Here is a 12,720-nt window from a genome sequence, read left to right as displayed (position 1 = left end):
GGCCCCGGGCCGGAGGCGTACGCTGTCGGCATGGACGGGTTCGCGGCTGTCGACTTCGGCTTTGCGCGCGAGATCCTGCAGCGGGGGATCGCGGCGCTCTACCTCGTCGCGTTCGCCTCGACCCTGAACCAGTTCCGGCCGCTGCTCGGAGAGCGGGGCCTGCTCCCCGCACCGCGGCTGCTCGACTGGGCGCGATCCTCGGAGCCGCGCGCGCAGCCGATCCGCCCGACGCTGTTCCGGCGCATCCGCTACACCGATCGGCGCCTCGCGGCGCTGTGCTGGGCCGGCATCGGAGTGTCGGGGCTGCTGGCGGCCGGGATCCCGCAGCTCGGCCCGCCGTGGGTGCCGATGCTCGGCTTTCTCGCGCTGTGGTTCGGGTACATGTCGATCTCGAGCATCGGGCAGACCTTCTACGGCTTCGGGTGGGAGATGCTGCTGCTCGAGGCCGGCTTCCTCGCCGCGTTCCTCGGGTCGCAGGATCAGCCGCCGCCGACGGTGGTGATCGTGCTGTTCTGGTGGCTCGTGTTCCGGCTCGAGTTCGGCGCGGGAATGATCAAGATCCGCGGCGGCCGCGAGTGGCGAGACCTCACCGCTCTCGTGTACCACCACGAGACCCAGCCGATGCCGGGCCCGCTGAGCCGGCAGGCGCACCTGCTGCCGCGGTGGTTCCACCGCGGCGAGGCGCTCGGCAACCACTTCGCCCAGCTGGTGGTGCCGTTCCTCCTGTTCGCGCCGGTCCTCGGCCTGTGGGTCTCCGGCCCGGTCCCCGCGATCGTGGGCGCGGCGGCGGCGGGCGTCGTCGTCGCGACGCAGCTGTGGCTCGTGCTGACCGGCAACTTCGCGTGGCTCAACTGGGCGACGATCGTGTTGGCGGGTTCGGCGGTGTCGGTGCCGGTGTCGGTGCCGGGGGTCGGAGGCGGATCCGATGCGGGCGAGCTTCCGCTCTCCTGGCTGACCCTCACCGCGGCCGTCGGCGCGCTGTACGCCGCCCTCAGCTGGCCCGCGCTGCGCAACCTGTTCGCCAGGCGGCAGCTGATGAACGCGAGCTTCAACCGCTGGCAGCTCGCGAACGCCTATGGCGCGTTCGGTACGGTCACGAGGGAGCGGGTCGAGTACGTCGTCGAGGGCACGGAGGGCGAGGATCACGCCTCGGCCGACTGGCGCGAGTACGAGTTCAAGGGCAAGCCCGGCGACGTGCGGCGGGTGCCGCGGCAGTTCGCGCCGTATCACCTGCGGTTGGACTGGCTGATGTGGTTCCTGCCGCTCGGGCGCTCGCTCGATGACTGGTTCGCGGTCTTCCTGGTGCGGCTGCTCGAGGCGGATGCGCCGACCCTCGCGCTGCTGCGGAAGGACCCGTTCGGTGGGCGCACGCCGCGCTGGGTGCGGGTGGTGTCGTACCGCTACCGCTTCGCTACCCGCGCCGAGCGACGGGAGCACGGGGCGGTGTGGGTGCGGGATCGCCGCCGCGTGCTGGTGCCCCCGGTCGGCCTCGGCGGGTAGACCCTCCGGTCGGCGCGGGGAGGGGCTGCGGCGAGGATTCCTCGCCGCAGCCCCGATCCCGAACCCGCCGCTACGCCTGCGGGTCCTCGATACTCCGCTGCCCGCCCTCGGCCTGGGCTGTGTCGGACACGGCCTCGATCACCGAGCCGTTCGTCACCTGCACCTTGCGCGGCTTCGCCCGCTCGCTCACGGGGATCGTGACGCTCAGCACGCCGTTGTCGTAGCTGGCGGAGATCCTCTCGGTGTCGATGCCCTGCCCCAGGCTGAGCTGACGCAGGAAGCTGCCGGAGGTGCGCTCGCGCGTGATCCACTTCACGTTGTCGGCGCCCGGGAGCGTGCGCTCGGCGCGGATCGTCAGCAGCTGCCCGTCGACGTCGACGTCGACCGATCCCGGGTCGATGCCTGGGAGGTCGGCCGTGAGCAGGTAGCGGTCGCCGTCGCGATAGAGATCCATCGGCATGCGACGCGGTCCCCTCGACGGGCCGTCGAACAGCGCGTCGGCGAGGCGTTCCATTTCGCGGATAGGACTGTGGTTTGCCATCACTTCACCTTTCGTCTGAGCTGAATCTGCACCGGTGTGAAAGTTGAGTGCTCTTGACTCAACTTGACTATAGATTAGCACTCTCGCAGGGAGAGTGCTAAGGGTTGTTCGCCGAGGGCGAGCGTCGCCTCCGCGAGAGCAGCCGGAGCGGCCGGGGTGCGGGCGCGGGACTAGCGCGGGAGGTCGAACGCGAGCAGCCGGTCGTCGCCGGGTTCGGGGTCGCCGCGCCCGTCGGTGTTGTTCGTGAGCACCCACAGCGACCCGTCGGGCGCGACCACCGCGTCGCGCAGGCGCCCGTACCGGCCCACGGCGAGCTCGGTCGAGGTCGTCGGATCGGCGAGCGGGATCCGCCGCAGCCGCTCCCCGCGCAGGTTCGCGACGTAGAGGTCGTCACCGGCGACCGCGATGCCGCTGGGGCTCGCGTCGCCGGGAGCCCACTGCTGCACGGGGTCGATGAAGCCGCTGTCTCCGGCGATGCCCTCGGCCTCGGGCCACCCGTAATTGCCGCCCGCCCGGATCGCGTTGAGCTCGTCCCAGGTGTTCTGGCCGAACTCGCTGGCGTACAGGGTGCCGTCGGGGGCCCAGGCCAGGCCCTGGGGGTTGCGGTGCCCGAAGCTGTAGACCGGCGAGCCGGGGAAGGGGTTGTCGTCCGGGACGGCCCCCGTCGCCGTCACGCGCAGGATCTTGCCCGCGAGCGAGCCGGGATCCTGCGCGTTCCCGGATTCGCCGGCGTCGCCCGCGGTCGCGTAGAGCAGCCCGTCGGGTCCGAACGCGATCCTGCCGCCGTTGTGGTTGCCGGCCGCGGGGATTCCTTCGAGCACGGTCTCGGCCTCTCCCAGGGCGAGCGATCCGGCTTCTCCCCGCAGCTCGAAGCGCTCGATGCGGTTCTCCTCGTCCGCCGTGAAGTACGCGTAGAGGTACCCGTCGCGCACGGCGATGCCGAGCAACCCGCCCTCGCCGCGAGGTGCGACGCCCTCGACGACGGCCACCTCCCGCGCGTTGCCGTCGGCGTCGAGCTCGAGGATGCGGGCGCTGTCGCGCTCGCTGACCAGCGGTGTGTCGCCGTAGAACGCGACCGACCACGGCGCATCGAGGTCGCTCGCGACGATCCGCGGTTCGAGGAGCGCCTCCGCGGCCGTCGAGGGGGACGGGGGCTCAGGCGCCGTGCAGGAGGCGAGCGTCAGGAGCGCGATGGCCGATGCCGCGACCAGACGGGCTCCGCGGCTCGGCCGAGCGGTGATCCGCATTCCGACCCCCTCCCGTCCGCTTCGAGCCTACGCCCGACGCGCTCGCGGCGCCCGGCCCGCGGCGGCCCCTCGACCCGGGCTCACAGCAGGGTGATGAAGCCGAGCACGGCGCTCGCCGCCGAGAGCACCCCGAGCGCGACGGCGGGCGCGGGGCTCTCCCGGCGTCGCGCGTGGACGACGATCGCGCCGATCATGGTGATCGTGAGGCCGACGGCGGCGAGCGGCGTGAGCACCGGCGCGATGCCCGTGGCGAGCGGCAGGACCAGGCCGAGCGCGCCGAGCACCTCCAGCGCGCCGATGGCTTTGATGGTGGGTGCCGCGAAGTCCTCGACGTAGCCCATGCCCCTCGCCGCGAGGGCGTCCTTGGGGCGGGCGAGCTTCGTGCCGCCCGCGGCGAGAAAGGCGAGCGCGAGGAGCGCGTTGACGATCCAGAGGGCGATGAGCATGGCATTCTCCGGGATGTTCGGACGGGAGTCGTCGACGATCGGTGGGTGACCCCATCGTGCATCATGATGGGCAATCGTGCAAAGGGCGCACCGGTGCCACCGGGTGACACGGTGCGAGCGGCGGACGGCGACGTGGCGGAGCACCGGGTCGCCGTCCCGATCCTGCTCCTGGAGGCGGTGAGTGCTGAGGCCGCCGCGCCGACCGGAGTCCCAGGGGCGGGGAAGCCGGCCACGGCCTCGCCGCCCCCCTTCACGTCTCGATGCCCTCGCTCGTACCGACGACCGTGCCGAGGGTGGTGCCGAACCGGTCTCCGATCAGCCGATGAACCGGCGAAGGTCCGGGTATCCGCTCGTCGACCAGGCACCGTCCGCGACGATGTTCACTCCGTTGACGTACGAGGCGTCCTCCGATGCCAGGAAGAGCGCCACTCCGGCGATCTCATCCGGGTCAGCCGCCCGCTTCGCCGGGATGCGGTCGAGATAGGCCTCCATCACCCCGTCCATGCCGAGCAGCCCACCGGTCAGCGGGGTGTCGACCAACCCGGGCGAGACCGCGTTGACCCGGATCCGCTTCTCGGCGAGTTCCAGGGCGGCGTTCTTCGTGAGCATGACGACCCCGGCCTTGGCGGTGGAGTAGCCGGCTCCGAGATGCATCGGCACCTCCGAGTTCAAGGATGCGACGTTGACGATGACGCCCGGCTTGCCCTCGGCGAGGAATTGCTGAGCACCGAACTTGGTACCCAGGAAGGCGCCGTACAGGTTGAGACGGATGTTGAAATCCCACGTAGCCAGGTCCATGTCGACAATGCTGCCCGGGCGCGATCCGCCTGCGACGTTGTACACCGCATCGACCGTTCCGAACCGCTCGACGGCCGCGGCGAACAGCGCCTCCATATCCGCCTCGTTCGTGACGTCGGTGCGCAGCCCCGCGACATTCGGCCCGAAGGTCTCGGACGCGGCGGCCACCGCGTCGGCGTTGATGTCGGCGACGAACACCTGCGCCCCCAGTCCGGCGAGACGTTTCGTGATCGCCGCTCCGATACCGGAGACCCCGCCTGTCACGACGGCTACGCTCTTGTCGAATCCCATGTTCGCTCCCTTCCCGCGGCGCCGCCTCGGCGCCGCCTCGGCACGAGCGTATCCCACGCCGGTGAACGCTCGGTGACTGGAAATCATGGACGCTGGGGGCAGCGATCGCGCGTGAACCCTCGTGAGCGGGCGGCCTTTCGAGCTGCGACGGCGGCGCACGCTCCCGGTTCTCCCGATGCGATCCACCAGTCGAGGAGGATCTGCGCATCGAGTCGGCTTTCACGGCCTGACGTCGCACGACGGCGGCACGGCAGAATTCACCACCGTCGACGCGTCGACGCTGCACCTGCTGACGGAGAACGTCGACCTGCGGATGGGGCGCTGATCGAGCCGATGCCGGTCGCCTGGCGCGCCGGCCGCGCGCGGTCGGGCGGGCTTTCCCGCCCTGAAGAAGGCACTTCTACGACTGGCGCAGCACCCCCGTCGGCAGAAGCCACTCTCCAGATCTGCTGGTTCTCACGATTCTCTCTCGCGAGTGATCGGCGAGCGTTGATGGCCGGTTTCGGTCGGGTCCGGAGCCTCTCGACGGGGAGACTGCGAATTGCGGTCTTCTGCCTGGTAAGCGGTCGAGCTGAGAGGGAGCGCCGTGCCTGCCGCGAATGCCGTCCCGAAACGGTTTCGCAGCAGATATGCACCGATACCGGAGTCGATCGCATATGCCTTCGGCATCGACACGCTCCGCGACGACACCGCGAGGACGGGAGGAGGGCTGCCGATGAGTGTGGTTTCATCCTGTTGCGCAAGAGGACGGGACTGCGCCTGATCGAGAGCGTTCAGCCTGCGAGGAGTCGCGTGACCCGAACGAGCATGAGACCGCACGAGACGACCAAATCGAGGTAGGCGAGCACGAGGCCCCCGACTGCTGCCCAAAGCAGGGGGCCGGAGCGTCGCACGGCACGATGGCCGATCAGGACCGCTATGAAGCCGGCGGCGATCGCTATCAGGTAGCTGACGGGGCCGCCTGGGAGGGTGAACAGCACCACGAGGGCGAGTATCCCGGCGGCCAGAGCGGTCGCGTGAAGGGCTCGATTGTCGGTGGCGGTGGTCATGCGGGCAGTGTAGCGAACAAGATGACCCCCGAAGAGCCTCGCGCCCTGATCGCGGAAGCGCGCAAAGCGTTGGCAGGCGAAGAATCCAAGAAGGACTCCGGCGGGATCAACGCCACTGAGGAGGCGCTCGCGAATGCCCTCCTCGCCGTAACCGACGCCCTGGAGGCGGCACTCACAGTACAGGACGGAGACGTGAGCGAGCGGCTGAAGCTCACGTGTCGGGTGTGTCGTAGCGGTTGCGGTGTTCTTGGACGGCGTCCATGTTGTCCTGTGCCCATGCTCTGAGCCGCCGGGTGGTCTGGTAGAGCGAGAGGCCGAGGTCGGTCAGTGCGTAGGTGACGGTGACGGGCACGGTGGGAGTGATGGTGCGGGTGATCAGTCCGTCGCGTTCGAGGGAGCGGAGGGTCTGGGTGAGCATCTTCTGGCTGACGCCGGCGATCTGTCGCGAGAGTTCCGAGTAGCGCAGGGGTGCGGGTTCTCCCGGGTCGCCGGGACCGTCGCCGCCGAGGGCGCAGAGGATCAGCACGACCCACTTGTCGGAGAGCCGGTCCAGGAGCTGACGGCTCGGACACACGGCGAGGAACGCGTTGTAGGCGTTCTTGTTCTGCTCTCGTCGTTCGGCCGCGGTTGTCGTCGCCATGGGCCTTCACCTTTCGCGCGTGGTGGTTACGCACTCGAGGGTGCGTACTTCCCAGAAGAGAGTTGCTCTCTAATACTGGTGCAGGGAGGCGGGAAACGCCACCCCCGACTGCGTTCTACGAAAGGCACGACGACATCATGACGACAAACCCGACCACGCTCCCTGGCGGCACCTGGAATCTCGGCGACCGGACCATCTCCCGTTTCGGGTACGGGGCGATGCAGCTGGCCGGCCCGTGGGTCATGGGTCCCCCCGCTGATCACGACGGGGCGATTGCGGTGCTGCGTGACGCGGTCGAGCAGGGCATCACCCACATCGACACCAGTGACGCCTATGGCCCGCGGGTGACGAACGAGCTGATCCGCGAGGCGCTGCACCCCTACCCGGAGTCGGTGCTGATCGCGACCAAGGTGGGAGCGAATCGCGATGCCGATGGCGGCTGGCCCACGGCCCGCACACCCGACGACCTCCGCGAGCAGATCCACGAGAATCTCGCCGCCCTCGGAGTGGAGACCCTTGACCTGGTGAACATGCGCATGGGGGATGCCACCGGCCCGCGGCCCGGGTCGATCGCCGAGGCCATGCGGGCCCTGGTCGAGCTCCAGGAGCAGGGGCTGATCCGTCAGCTCGGGGTGAGCAATGTCACCGCCGAGCAGGTCGCCGAGGCCCGCGCAATCACCCCGATCGTGTGCGTGCAGAACATGTACAACCTCGCCAACCGGTGGGACGACGCCCTGATCGACGAGCTCGCCGCCGATGGCATCGCCTACGTGCCCTTCTTCCCGCTGGGAGGGTTCACCCCACTGCAGTCCGACGCCCTGACAGGCGTCGCCGCACGCCTGAACGCCACCCCGATGGCCGTCGCGCTGGCCTGGCTGCTGCAACGCTCGCCCAACATCCTGCTCATCCCCGGCACATCCAAGGTCGCGCACCTGCGCGAGAACATCACCGGTGCTGCGCTGACGCTGTCCCCGGACGATGTCGCCGAGCTCAACGGCATCACTGGGAGCGCCCCTGACTTTCGCGACATTCAGACGCGCAGAGGTTGACGACTCGACCCCAGCGCAGATCCGGGCGTCGATCCCGCAGCTCGTGCCGCCCGGCCGGATCGAGTGGACGATGGGTCACGCCACCGACGGTGACGCTGTTGCAATCGTCATGCTCGCCAAAGGCGTCGTCTTCCCCGTCATGATGACCACCCTCCAAGCAGGAGTAGCCGCCGCGCCGTCAGTCTCTTGTCGCTGAAAGCACCGAGTCGAAGGCGCCCCTCAGCGACTCGGCGACAGACTCCGGATTTCCGAGGTAGCCGTTCACCATTGCGCCGTCCCGAACCATCATGAGCTGACGCGCAGTTCCTTCGGTGTCTTCGATACCGGCGTCGGCGGCGATGGCGGCAAAGGTCTCCAGCATCCACTGACGGTGCGCGTCGACGACTGCGCGAACGGGGTCGTGCGGGTCGGAGAACTCAGCAGCGGCGTTGATGAACGCGCATCCCCGGAACCCGGGAGAGCAACTGGCGGCGCCGATTCCCGACGCGATGGCGTGCAACGAGCCCAGCGGATCATCAGCGCGACGCATCCCCTGGAACCACTCGCGCTCCGCAGCGGCCTGATGGGTCAGGTAGGCGACCACGAGATCGCTCTTGCTGCGGAAGTGGCGGTAGAAGGTGACCTTCGTGATGCCGACCTCTTCGATGATGCGGTCGGCGCTGGTGGCACGGATGCCCTCCGTGTAGAACAGCCGGTTCGTTGCTTCCAGGATGCGCTCGCGCGTGGCGCCGGCCGAGCGCCTCGGCGTGGCGGTCTCCGTTGCGTCTGCCTGCATGCCTGCCTCCGGTTCGTCGTGCGCGGGTTGCATTGGTGTACGAAGTAGTCTACCTTAGCTACGTAGACGTACTAGTTACTCTATTGACGACGATCAGAAGGAGACACGTCATGTCCGCACCCCTGTACACCACCACCGCCACCTCGACAGGGGAGGGCCGCGCAGTAGGCCGCGCTACCACCGACGACGGCCTCCTCGACGTGACCCTGGCGATCCCGACCGCGATGGGCGGCCCCGGTGGCGCGACCAACCCCGAGCAACTGTTCGCCGCCGGGTGGGCGTCCTGCTTCCACTCGGCGCTGAAGATGGTCGCCGCACAGCACAAGGCGCCCATCGCGGACTCCACCGTCACCGCTGAGGTGTCGCTGACCAAGACCGATGAGGGCGGCCTCGCGCTGGCCGCTGAGCTGCGCGTCCGCATCGGAAGCGGTATCGCCCAGGAGACGGCCGACGAACTGGTCGCTGCCGCGCACGCGGTCTGCCCGTATTCCGTCGCGACGCGCGGCAACGTCCCCGTCACGCTCGCCACCACCGTCGCCTGAGCACTCGCCCTGATTCGAGAACAGGAACACATCATGACCATCACTGGGAACACGTCCGCGATCGCCTACGGCCGGAAGCTGCGCACGCTCTACTTCGTCCGCTTCGCCTTCGCGATCGTCTGGGTCGGCATCATGTTCGCCACAGCAGCCAGGGCCAATGAACCGAACGCCCTGCTGACGGTGCTGCTGATCGTCTACCCGGCATTCGACGCAGGCGCCGTGCTGTGGCAGCTGCGCGCCGATCCCGACAGCCAGCGCTCCAAGGCCGCGGAATGGACAGGCGTCGTCGTCAGCTTCGCCGTCGCCATCGCGCTCGGCATCACCTCGTCGATGTCGATCTCCGCCGCGCTTGCGGTCTGGGGGGTGTGGGCGGTCATGTCCGGCATCCCGCAGCTGATTACCGCGATCCGCAACCGCCGCTCCGGCGGCCAGGTCGCCCAGATGCTCTCCGGCGGCATCTCCGTGCTCGCCGGAGCCGCGTTCCTCTTCCAGGGGCTCAAGGGCAACGGGGTGATGACCGGAGCGGCCGGGTACGCCGCCCTGGGTGCAATCTTCTTCCTCATCTCCGCCATCCGCCTGAGTGTCAAGCTTCGCAAGGAGCACGCATGAACGCCCCTGAGACCACGGTCTCCGACTACGACCTGATCGTGATCGGAGGTGGCCCCGCCGGCGAGAACGTCGCCGACTACGCCACCCAGCGCGGCCTCCGTGTCGCCATCGTCGAATCCGAGCTCGTCGGCGGAGAATGCTCGTATTGGGCGTGCATGCCGTCGAAGGCGCTGCTGCGAAGCGGGCATGCCCTCCGCGCCGCACGCCGGCTCCCGGGCGCCCGCGAAGCCGTTACCGAAGAGCTCGACGCTGCTGCGGTACTCGCCCGGCGCACCGCCTTCACCAGCGGGTGGAAGGACGACGGGCAGGTCGCTTGGGTGGAGTCCGCCGGCATCGATCTGATCCGCGGCCACGGACGCCTCGACGGCCGTGGCCGGGTGAACGTCGGCAACCGGATCTACTCGACGAAGGCAGTGGCTCTAGCTACCGGATCCGTCCCGCGCATCCCCGCTATCCCCGGCCTCGCCGAGGCCCGGCCGTGGGGCACCCGCGAAGCGACCGCAGCAGATCACGTGCCACCGCGCCTGATGATTCTCGGAGGAGGGGTCGCCGGGACCGAGATGGCTTTTGCGTACTCCTCCCTCGGCTCTCGGGTGACACTCCTCTCCAAGGGCACGCTCCTCGACCGAGAGGAACCCTTCGTCGGTGAGCACCTCGCCGCAGCGCTGGCGGGGGAAGGCGCCGACGTGCGCATCGGCGTTGCCCTCTCCCGCGTCGATCGTGACGCGGAGGGAACGGTCACGGTCGGTCTGGATGACGGGACCAGCGTGCACGCCGACGAGATCCTCGTCGCAACCGGCCGCAGGCAGGCCACTGACGGCCTCGGACTCGAAACAGTCGGTCTCGGGCCTGACCTCGTGGTCGACGACACGATGCTCGTCTACGGCACAGACTGGCTCTATGCCGTCGGTGACGTCAATGGCCGGTCGCTGCTCACCCACCAGGGCAAATATCAGGCGCGCGCCGCCGGCGACGCCATCGCCGCCCGGCTGAACGGAACACCACTGTCGGACGAACCGTGGGGCGGGCATGTCGCGACGGCCGATCGCTTCGCGGTCCCGCGTGTCGTGTTCACCGATCCCGAAGTCGCCGCCGTCGGCCTCACCGAAGCGCAGGCCCGCGCGGCGGGCACCCGAGTACGCACGGTCGTCTACGACATCGGGCAGGTGGCAGGCGCGAGTCTGCACGCCGACGGCTACACGGGCCGGGCCCAGCTCGTCATCGACGAGGAGCGCCAAGTCGTCATCGGCGCCACGTTCGTCGGGCAGGACGTTGCCGAGCTGCTCCACGCCGCGACGATCGCCATCGTCGGGGAAGTTCCGCTCGACCGCCTCTGGCATGCGGTCCCGGCATACCCCACGATCAGCGAAGTCTGGCTGCGACTCCTCGAAACGTACCGACGAGAGGAAGAGTAGCGAGGCTCCGGCGGGCAGGCGACCGGCGTCCGTCCGCACTGCGAAGGCGCCCCGGTGGCATTCAGCAGTCTCCTAGACCGTTCGCATCACGCAGGACTCTCCGGGCGTGAGATCGAGATCGCCGAACTCGTCGGCAAAGGCCGATCGAACTGCGCGATCGCACGGCTGCTCTTCGTCACCGAGGGCACGGTGAAAAACCACATCACCAGCATCTTGCGGAAGCTCAGCCTCCGAGACCGCACGCAACTCGCCGTGTCCGTCACCAGGCAGTCAACGACCAGCTAACAGCAGTCCTCAAGCTGGCTGCTGACGACCCGCCGCTCCTCCGCATCGCGCGAGCTCTGCACCTCGCCGCTGGCCCTCGGTAGTGGCGTCAGAGATTCCACGTGGTACTCGCTGCAATCCCACCTGCATGTTCACCTCGGGGCAACCCGGCCGGGCAACGTCTGCGGACCGGTCCACCGCTGGATGCTCTGCGTCGCTCGTGCCATGAACGCGGGCGGCGTCGCTCGCAAGAGCCCATCGCGGATGCCCGCGCCGATCGGATGGGACGCTTGCGCGACCTTGCCCATGAGGCGCGACTGCCGCCAGACCGCCCGAGTCCGCTTTCGCCGCAGCTCGTCGTATCTGGAGAGCGCCTCGTCCGGCTTGCCGCTTCGTAGCAGGAGGGTCAGCATGGCTGCATCCTCGATTGCCTGTCCCGCGCCCTGCCCCAGATTCGGGGTCATCCCGTGGGCGGCGTCACCGACCAACACCACGCGCCCTTTGACGAACGACGCCGGAATCCGGGCGAGGTCGTGAATGTCGTGTCGAAGCACCGCACCTGGCGGCGTCGCGTCGATGCACGCCAAGATCGGTTCGTGCCAGTTCCCGAACCGTTCCCGTACTGCTGTTCGCTCATCATCTGCGTGCTGGGCTGCGGCCGTGGACTCGGTGGCGAACCAGTAGACACGATCATCCGGCAGCGGCACGATGCCGAAGATGCGCCCGCGCCCCCAGGTCTCGCCGACCTCACCCCGGAGATCGACGCCGGACCCAGTGACGCCACGCCAGGCGGTGCACCCGGAGTAGCGCACGCCGCGATCCAGCCCCAGCCGTGTGCGGGTATCGCTGTGCAGACCGTCGGCGGCGATCACCAGATCGAACCGTTCCTCGGCCCCGTCCACGGTCACGGCCGCCCGGCCGTCCACCGCGAGAGCGGCACTTTGCCCGAGTCGGATGCTCCCGGCAGGCAGGGCCTCCGCGAGCGCGCGGTGCAGGTCGGCGCGGTGCAGACTGCGCAGCGTGCGGACCATCGCGGACGGCAAGGACACGAGCCAGTCACCGGACGGTCGCCGCTGCCCCGAGCGCATCCGGGCGATGGCATCGCTGCTCACCCGGCGCACCGCGTCGCCCAGCCCGATCGCGTCGAGTGCATCGAAGGCGTTGCCGAACAGGGTCAGCCCGGCTCCGACCGCACCGGGCTCCTCGCGGCGCTCATAGACAACGACTTCGTGCCCGTCCGCGCCCAGCCCAGCGGCCACGGTCAATCCGGCGATACCCGCACCGATCACTGCGACACGCATGCCACTCCCTTGTTCGTCTCAATTCCTCCAAGTGTCCCAGGGGAACGCCCTCGCGCTGTTGCCTCGACCCGTCTGACGGCGGAGCTGATAGTGACGTCGGAGATTCGATGCGGTACTGCCGACGCTCCGCGGTTCTTTCGGTAGCAGCACCGGACCCAAACGGCGAGGGATGAGGTCAGTCATGCGTCGATCCTCCCAGAAACGCGATCGGCTGCTCAGAAGATTCGGGATCAGCCGGAGTCTTTGCTCAGAT

15 protein-coding genes are annotated in these 12,720 nt (G+C 68.9%); 7 read left to right on the top strand and 8 right to left on the bottom strand.

The window, feature by feature from the left end:
• Nucleotides 1–30: 30 nt before the first annotated feature.
• Nucleotides 31–1,500, top strand: a complete 1,470-nt coding sequence (locus D1J51_RS09250) for a lipase maturation factor family protein (protein ID WP_119074905.1) — start codon at nt 31–33, stop codon at nt 1,498–1,500.
• Nucleotides 1,501–1,570: 70 nt separating this feature from the next.
• Here D1J51_RS09250 and D1J51_RS09245 read toward each other — a convergent pair whose 3' ends face one another.
• From D1J51_RS09245 to D1J51_RS09230, 4 genes are all read right to left on the bottom strand, one after another.
• Nucleotides 1,571–2,041: an Hsp20/alpha crystallin family protein gene (locus D1J51_RS09245; RefSeq protein WP_119074904.1), complete on the bottom strand. Its 471-nt coding sequence runs from the start codon at nt 2,039–2,041 to the stop codon at nt 1,571–1,573.
• A gap of 170 nt (nt 2,042–2,211) precedes the next feature.
• Nucleotides 2,212–3,288, bottom strand: a complete 1,077-nt coding sequence (locus D1J51_RS09240) for a PQQ-dependent sugar dehydrogenase (protein ID WP_119074903.1) — start codon at nt 3,286–3,288, stop codon at nt 2,212–2,214.
• Nucleotides 3,289–3,368: 80 nt separating this feature from the next.
• Entirely contained in the window at nt 3,369–3,734 is a 366-nt protein-coding gene (locus D1J51_RS09235; protein WP_119074902.1) for a DoxX family protein, read from the bottom strand.
• 315 nt (nt 3,735–4,049) lie between these two features.
• Nucleotides 4,050–4,823 (bottom strand): SDR family NAD(P)-dependent oxidoreductase, encoded by a 774-nt coding sequence (locus D1J51_RS09230; RefSeq protein WP_119074901.1) that lies wholly within the window; start codon nt 4,821–4,823, stop codon nt 4,050–4,052.
• A 175-nt stretch (nt 4,824–4,998) separates the two neighbouring features.
• On the opposite strand from D1J51_RS09230, the gene D1J51_RS17905 reads away from it, so the two are divergent.
• Entirely contained in the window at nt 4,999–5,148 is a 150-nt protein-coding gene (locus tag D1J51_RS17905; RefSeq protein WP_162903740.1) for a hypothetical protein, read from the top strand.
• A 448-nt stretch (nt 5,149–5,596) separates the two neighbouring features.
• Here the strand turns inward: D1J51_RS17905 and D1J51_RS09225 are convergent, their stop codons facing one another.
• A complete protein-coding gene (locus D1J51_RS09225) occupies nt 5,597–5,872 on the bottom strand; it encodes a hypothetical protein (RefSeq protein WP_119074900.1) in 276 nt (91 codons plus the stop codon).
• 211 nt (nt 5,873–6,083) lie between these two features.
• Entirely contained in the window at nt 6,084–6,512 is a 429-nt protein-coding gene (locus tag D1J51_RS09220) for a winged helix-turn-helix transcriptional regulator (RefSeq protein WP_119074899.1), read from the bottom strand.
• Nucleotides 6,513–6,649: 137 nt separating this feature from the next.
• Between D1J51_RS09220 and D1J51_RS09215 the strand changes: the two genes are divergently transcribed.
• Nucleotides 6,650–7,561 carry an aldo/keto reductase family oxidoreductase gene (locus D1J51_RS09215; RefSeq protein ID WP_119074898.1) on the top strand — a complete coding sequence of 304 codons (912 nt, stop codon included), beginning with the start codon at nt 6,650–6,652 and terminating at the stop codon, nt 7,559–7,561.
• Between the two features lie 178 nt (nt 7,562–7,739).
• Here the strand turns inward: D1J51_RS09215 and D1J51_RS09210 are convergent, their stop codons facing one another.
• Complete coding sequence (locus D1J51_RS09210) at nt 7,740–8,369, bottom strand: TetR/AcrR family transcriptional regulator (protein WP_240423101.1); 630 nt, start codon at nt 8,367–8,369, stop codon at nt 7,740–7,742.
• A 77-nt stretch (nt 8,370–8,446) separates the two neighbouring features.
• Here D1J51_RS09210 and D1J51_RS09205 point away from each other — a divergent pair, with 77 nt between their 5' ends.
• From D1J51_RS09205 to D1J51_RS09190, 4 genes are read left to right on the top strand one after another with little or no spacing between them, the layout of a single operon-like run.
• Nucleotides 8,447–8,878, top strand: a complete 432-nt coding sequence (locus D1J51_RS09205) for an organic hydroperoxide resistance protein (RefSeq protein ID WP_119074896.1) — start codon at nt 8,447–8,449, stop codon at nt 8,876–8,878.
• A 33-nt stretch (nt 8,879–8,911) separates the two neighbouring features.
• On the top strand, nt 8,912–9,487 hold the full coding sequence (locus tag D1J51_RS09200) for a hypothetical protein (protein ID WP_119074895.1): 576 nt from the start codon (nt 8,912–8,914) through the stop codon (nt 9,485–9,487).
• The gene (locus D1J51_RS09195) at nt 9,484–10,902 is read left to right on the top strand and encodes a dihydrolipoyl dehydrogenase family protein (RefSeq protein WP_119074894.1); all 1,419 of its coding nucleotides are present in this window, start codon (nt 9,484–9,486) and stop codon (nt 10,900–10,902) included. The genes D1J51_RS09200 and D1J51_RS09195 overlap by 4 nt, the downstream gene beginning before the upstream one ends.
• 54 nt (nt 10,903–10,956) lie before the next feature.
• On the top strand, nt 10,957–11,187 hold the full coding sequence (locus tag D1J51_RS09190) for a response regulator transcription factor (RefSeq protein ID WP_119074893.1): 231 nt from the start codon (nt 10,957–10,959) through the stop codon (nt 11,185–11,187).
• 131 nt (nt 11,188–11,318) lie between these two features.
• On the opposite strand, the gene D1J51_RS09185 is transcribed toward D1J51_RS09190, so the two are convergent.
• Nucleotides 11,319–12,467 carry an FAD-dependent monooxygenase gene (locus D1J51_RS09185; RefSeq protein WP_119074892.1) on the bottom strand — a complete coding sequence of 383 codons (1,149 nt, stop codon included), beginning with the start codon at nt 12,465–12,467 and terminating at the stop codon, nt 11,319–11,321.
• Nucleotides 12,468–12,720: the final 253 nt, after the last annotated feature.

The sequence above is a fragment of the Leucobacter sp. wl10 genome (assembly GCF_003569785.1).
Classification (GTDB): domain Bacteria; phylum Actinomycetota; class Actinomycetes; order Actinomycetales; family Microbacteriaceae; genus Leucobacter.
Note: the sequence above shows the minus strand (reverse complement) of the source record. Positions and strands in the feature narration are given on the sequence as shown.

Excerpts from the sequence above, each read along its gene's own strand:
- D1J51_RS09250 (WP_119074905.1), top strand. The coding sequence starts at position 31 with ATGGACGGGTTCGCGGCTGTCGACTTCGGCTTTGCGCGCGAGATCCTG.
- D1J51_RS09245 (WP_119074904.1), bottom strand. The coding sequence starts at position 2,041 with ATGGCAAACCACAGTCCTATCCGCGAAATGGAACGCCTCGCCGACGCG.
- D1J51_RS09240 (WP_119074903.1), bottom strand. The coding sequence starts at position 3,288 with ATGCGGATCACCGCTCGGCCGAGCCGCGGAGCCCGTCTGGTCGCGGCA.
- D1J51_RS09235 (WP_119074902.1), bottom strand. The coding sequence starts at position 3,734 with ATGCTCATCGCCCTCTGGATCGTCAACGCGCTCCTCGCGCTCGCCTTT.
- D1J51_RS09230 (WP_119074901.1), bottom strand. The coding sequence starts at position 4,823 with ATGGGATTCGACAAGAGCGTAGCCGTCGTGACAGGCGGGGTCTCCGGT.
- D1J51_RS17905 (WP_162903740.1), top strand. The coding sequence starts at position 4,999 with ATGCGATCCACCAGTCGAGGAGGATCTGCGCATCGAGTCGGCTTTCAC.
- D1J51_RS09225 (WP_119074900.1), bottom strand. The coding sequence starts at position 5,872 with ATGACCACCGCCACCGACAATCGAGCCCTTCACGCGACCGCTCTGGCC.
- D1J51_RS09220 (WP_119074899.1), bottom strand. The coding sequence starts at position 6,512 with ATGGCGACGACAACCGCGGCCGAACGACGAGAGCAGAACAAGAACGCC.
- D1J51_RS09215 (WP_119074898.1), top strand. The coding sequence starts at position 6,650 with ATGACGACAAACCCGACCACGCTCCCTGGCGGCACCTGGAATCTCGGC.
- D1J51_RS09210 (WP_240423101.1), bottom strand. The coding sequence starts at position 8,369 with ATGCAACCCGCGCACGACGAACCGGAGGCAGGCATGCAGGCAGACGCA.
- D1J51_RS09205 (WP_119074896.1), top strand. The coding sequence starts at position 8,447 with ATGTCCGCACCCCTGTACACCACCACCGCCACCTCGACAGGGGAGGGC.
- D1J51_RS09200 (WP_119074895.1), top strand. The coding sequence starts at position 8,912 with ATGACCATCACTGGGAACACGTCCGCGATCGCCTACGGCCGGAAGCTG.
- D1J51_RS09195 (WP_119074894.1), top strand. The coding sequence starts at position 9,484 with ATGAACGCCCCTGAGACCACGGTCTCCGACTACGACCTGATCGTGATC.
- D1J51_RS09185 (WP_119074892.1), bottom strand. The coding sequence starts at position 12,467 with ATGCGTGTCGCAGTGATCGGTGCGGGTATCGCCGGATTGACCGTGGCC.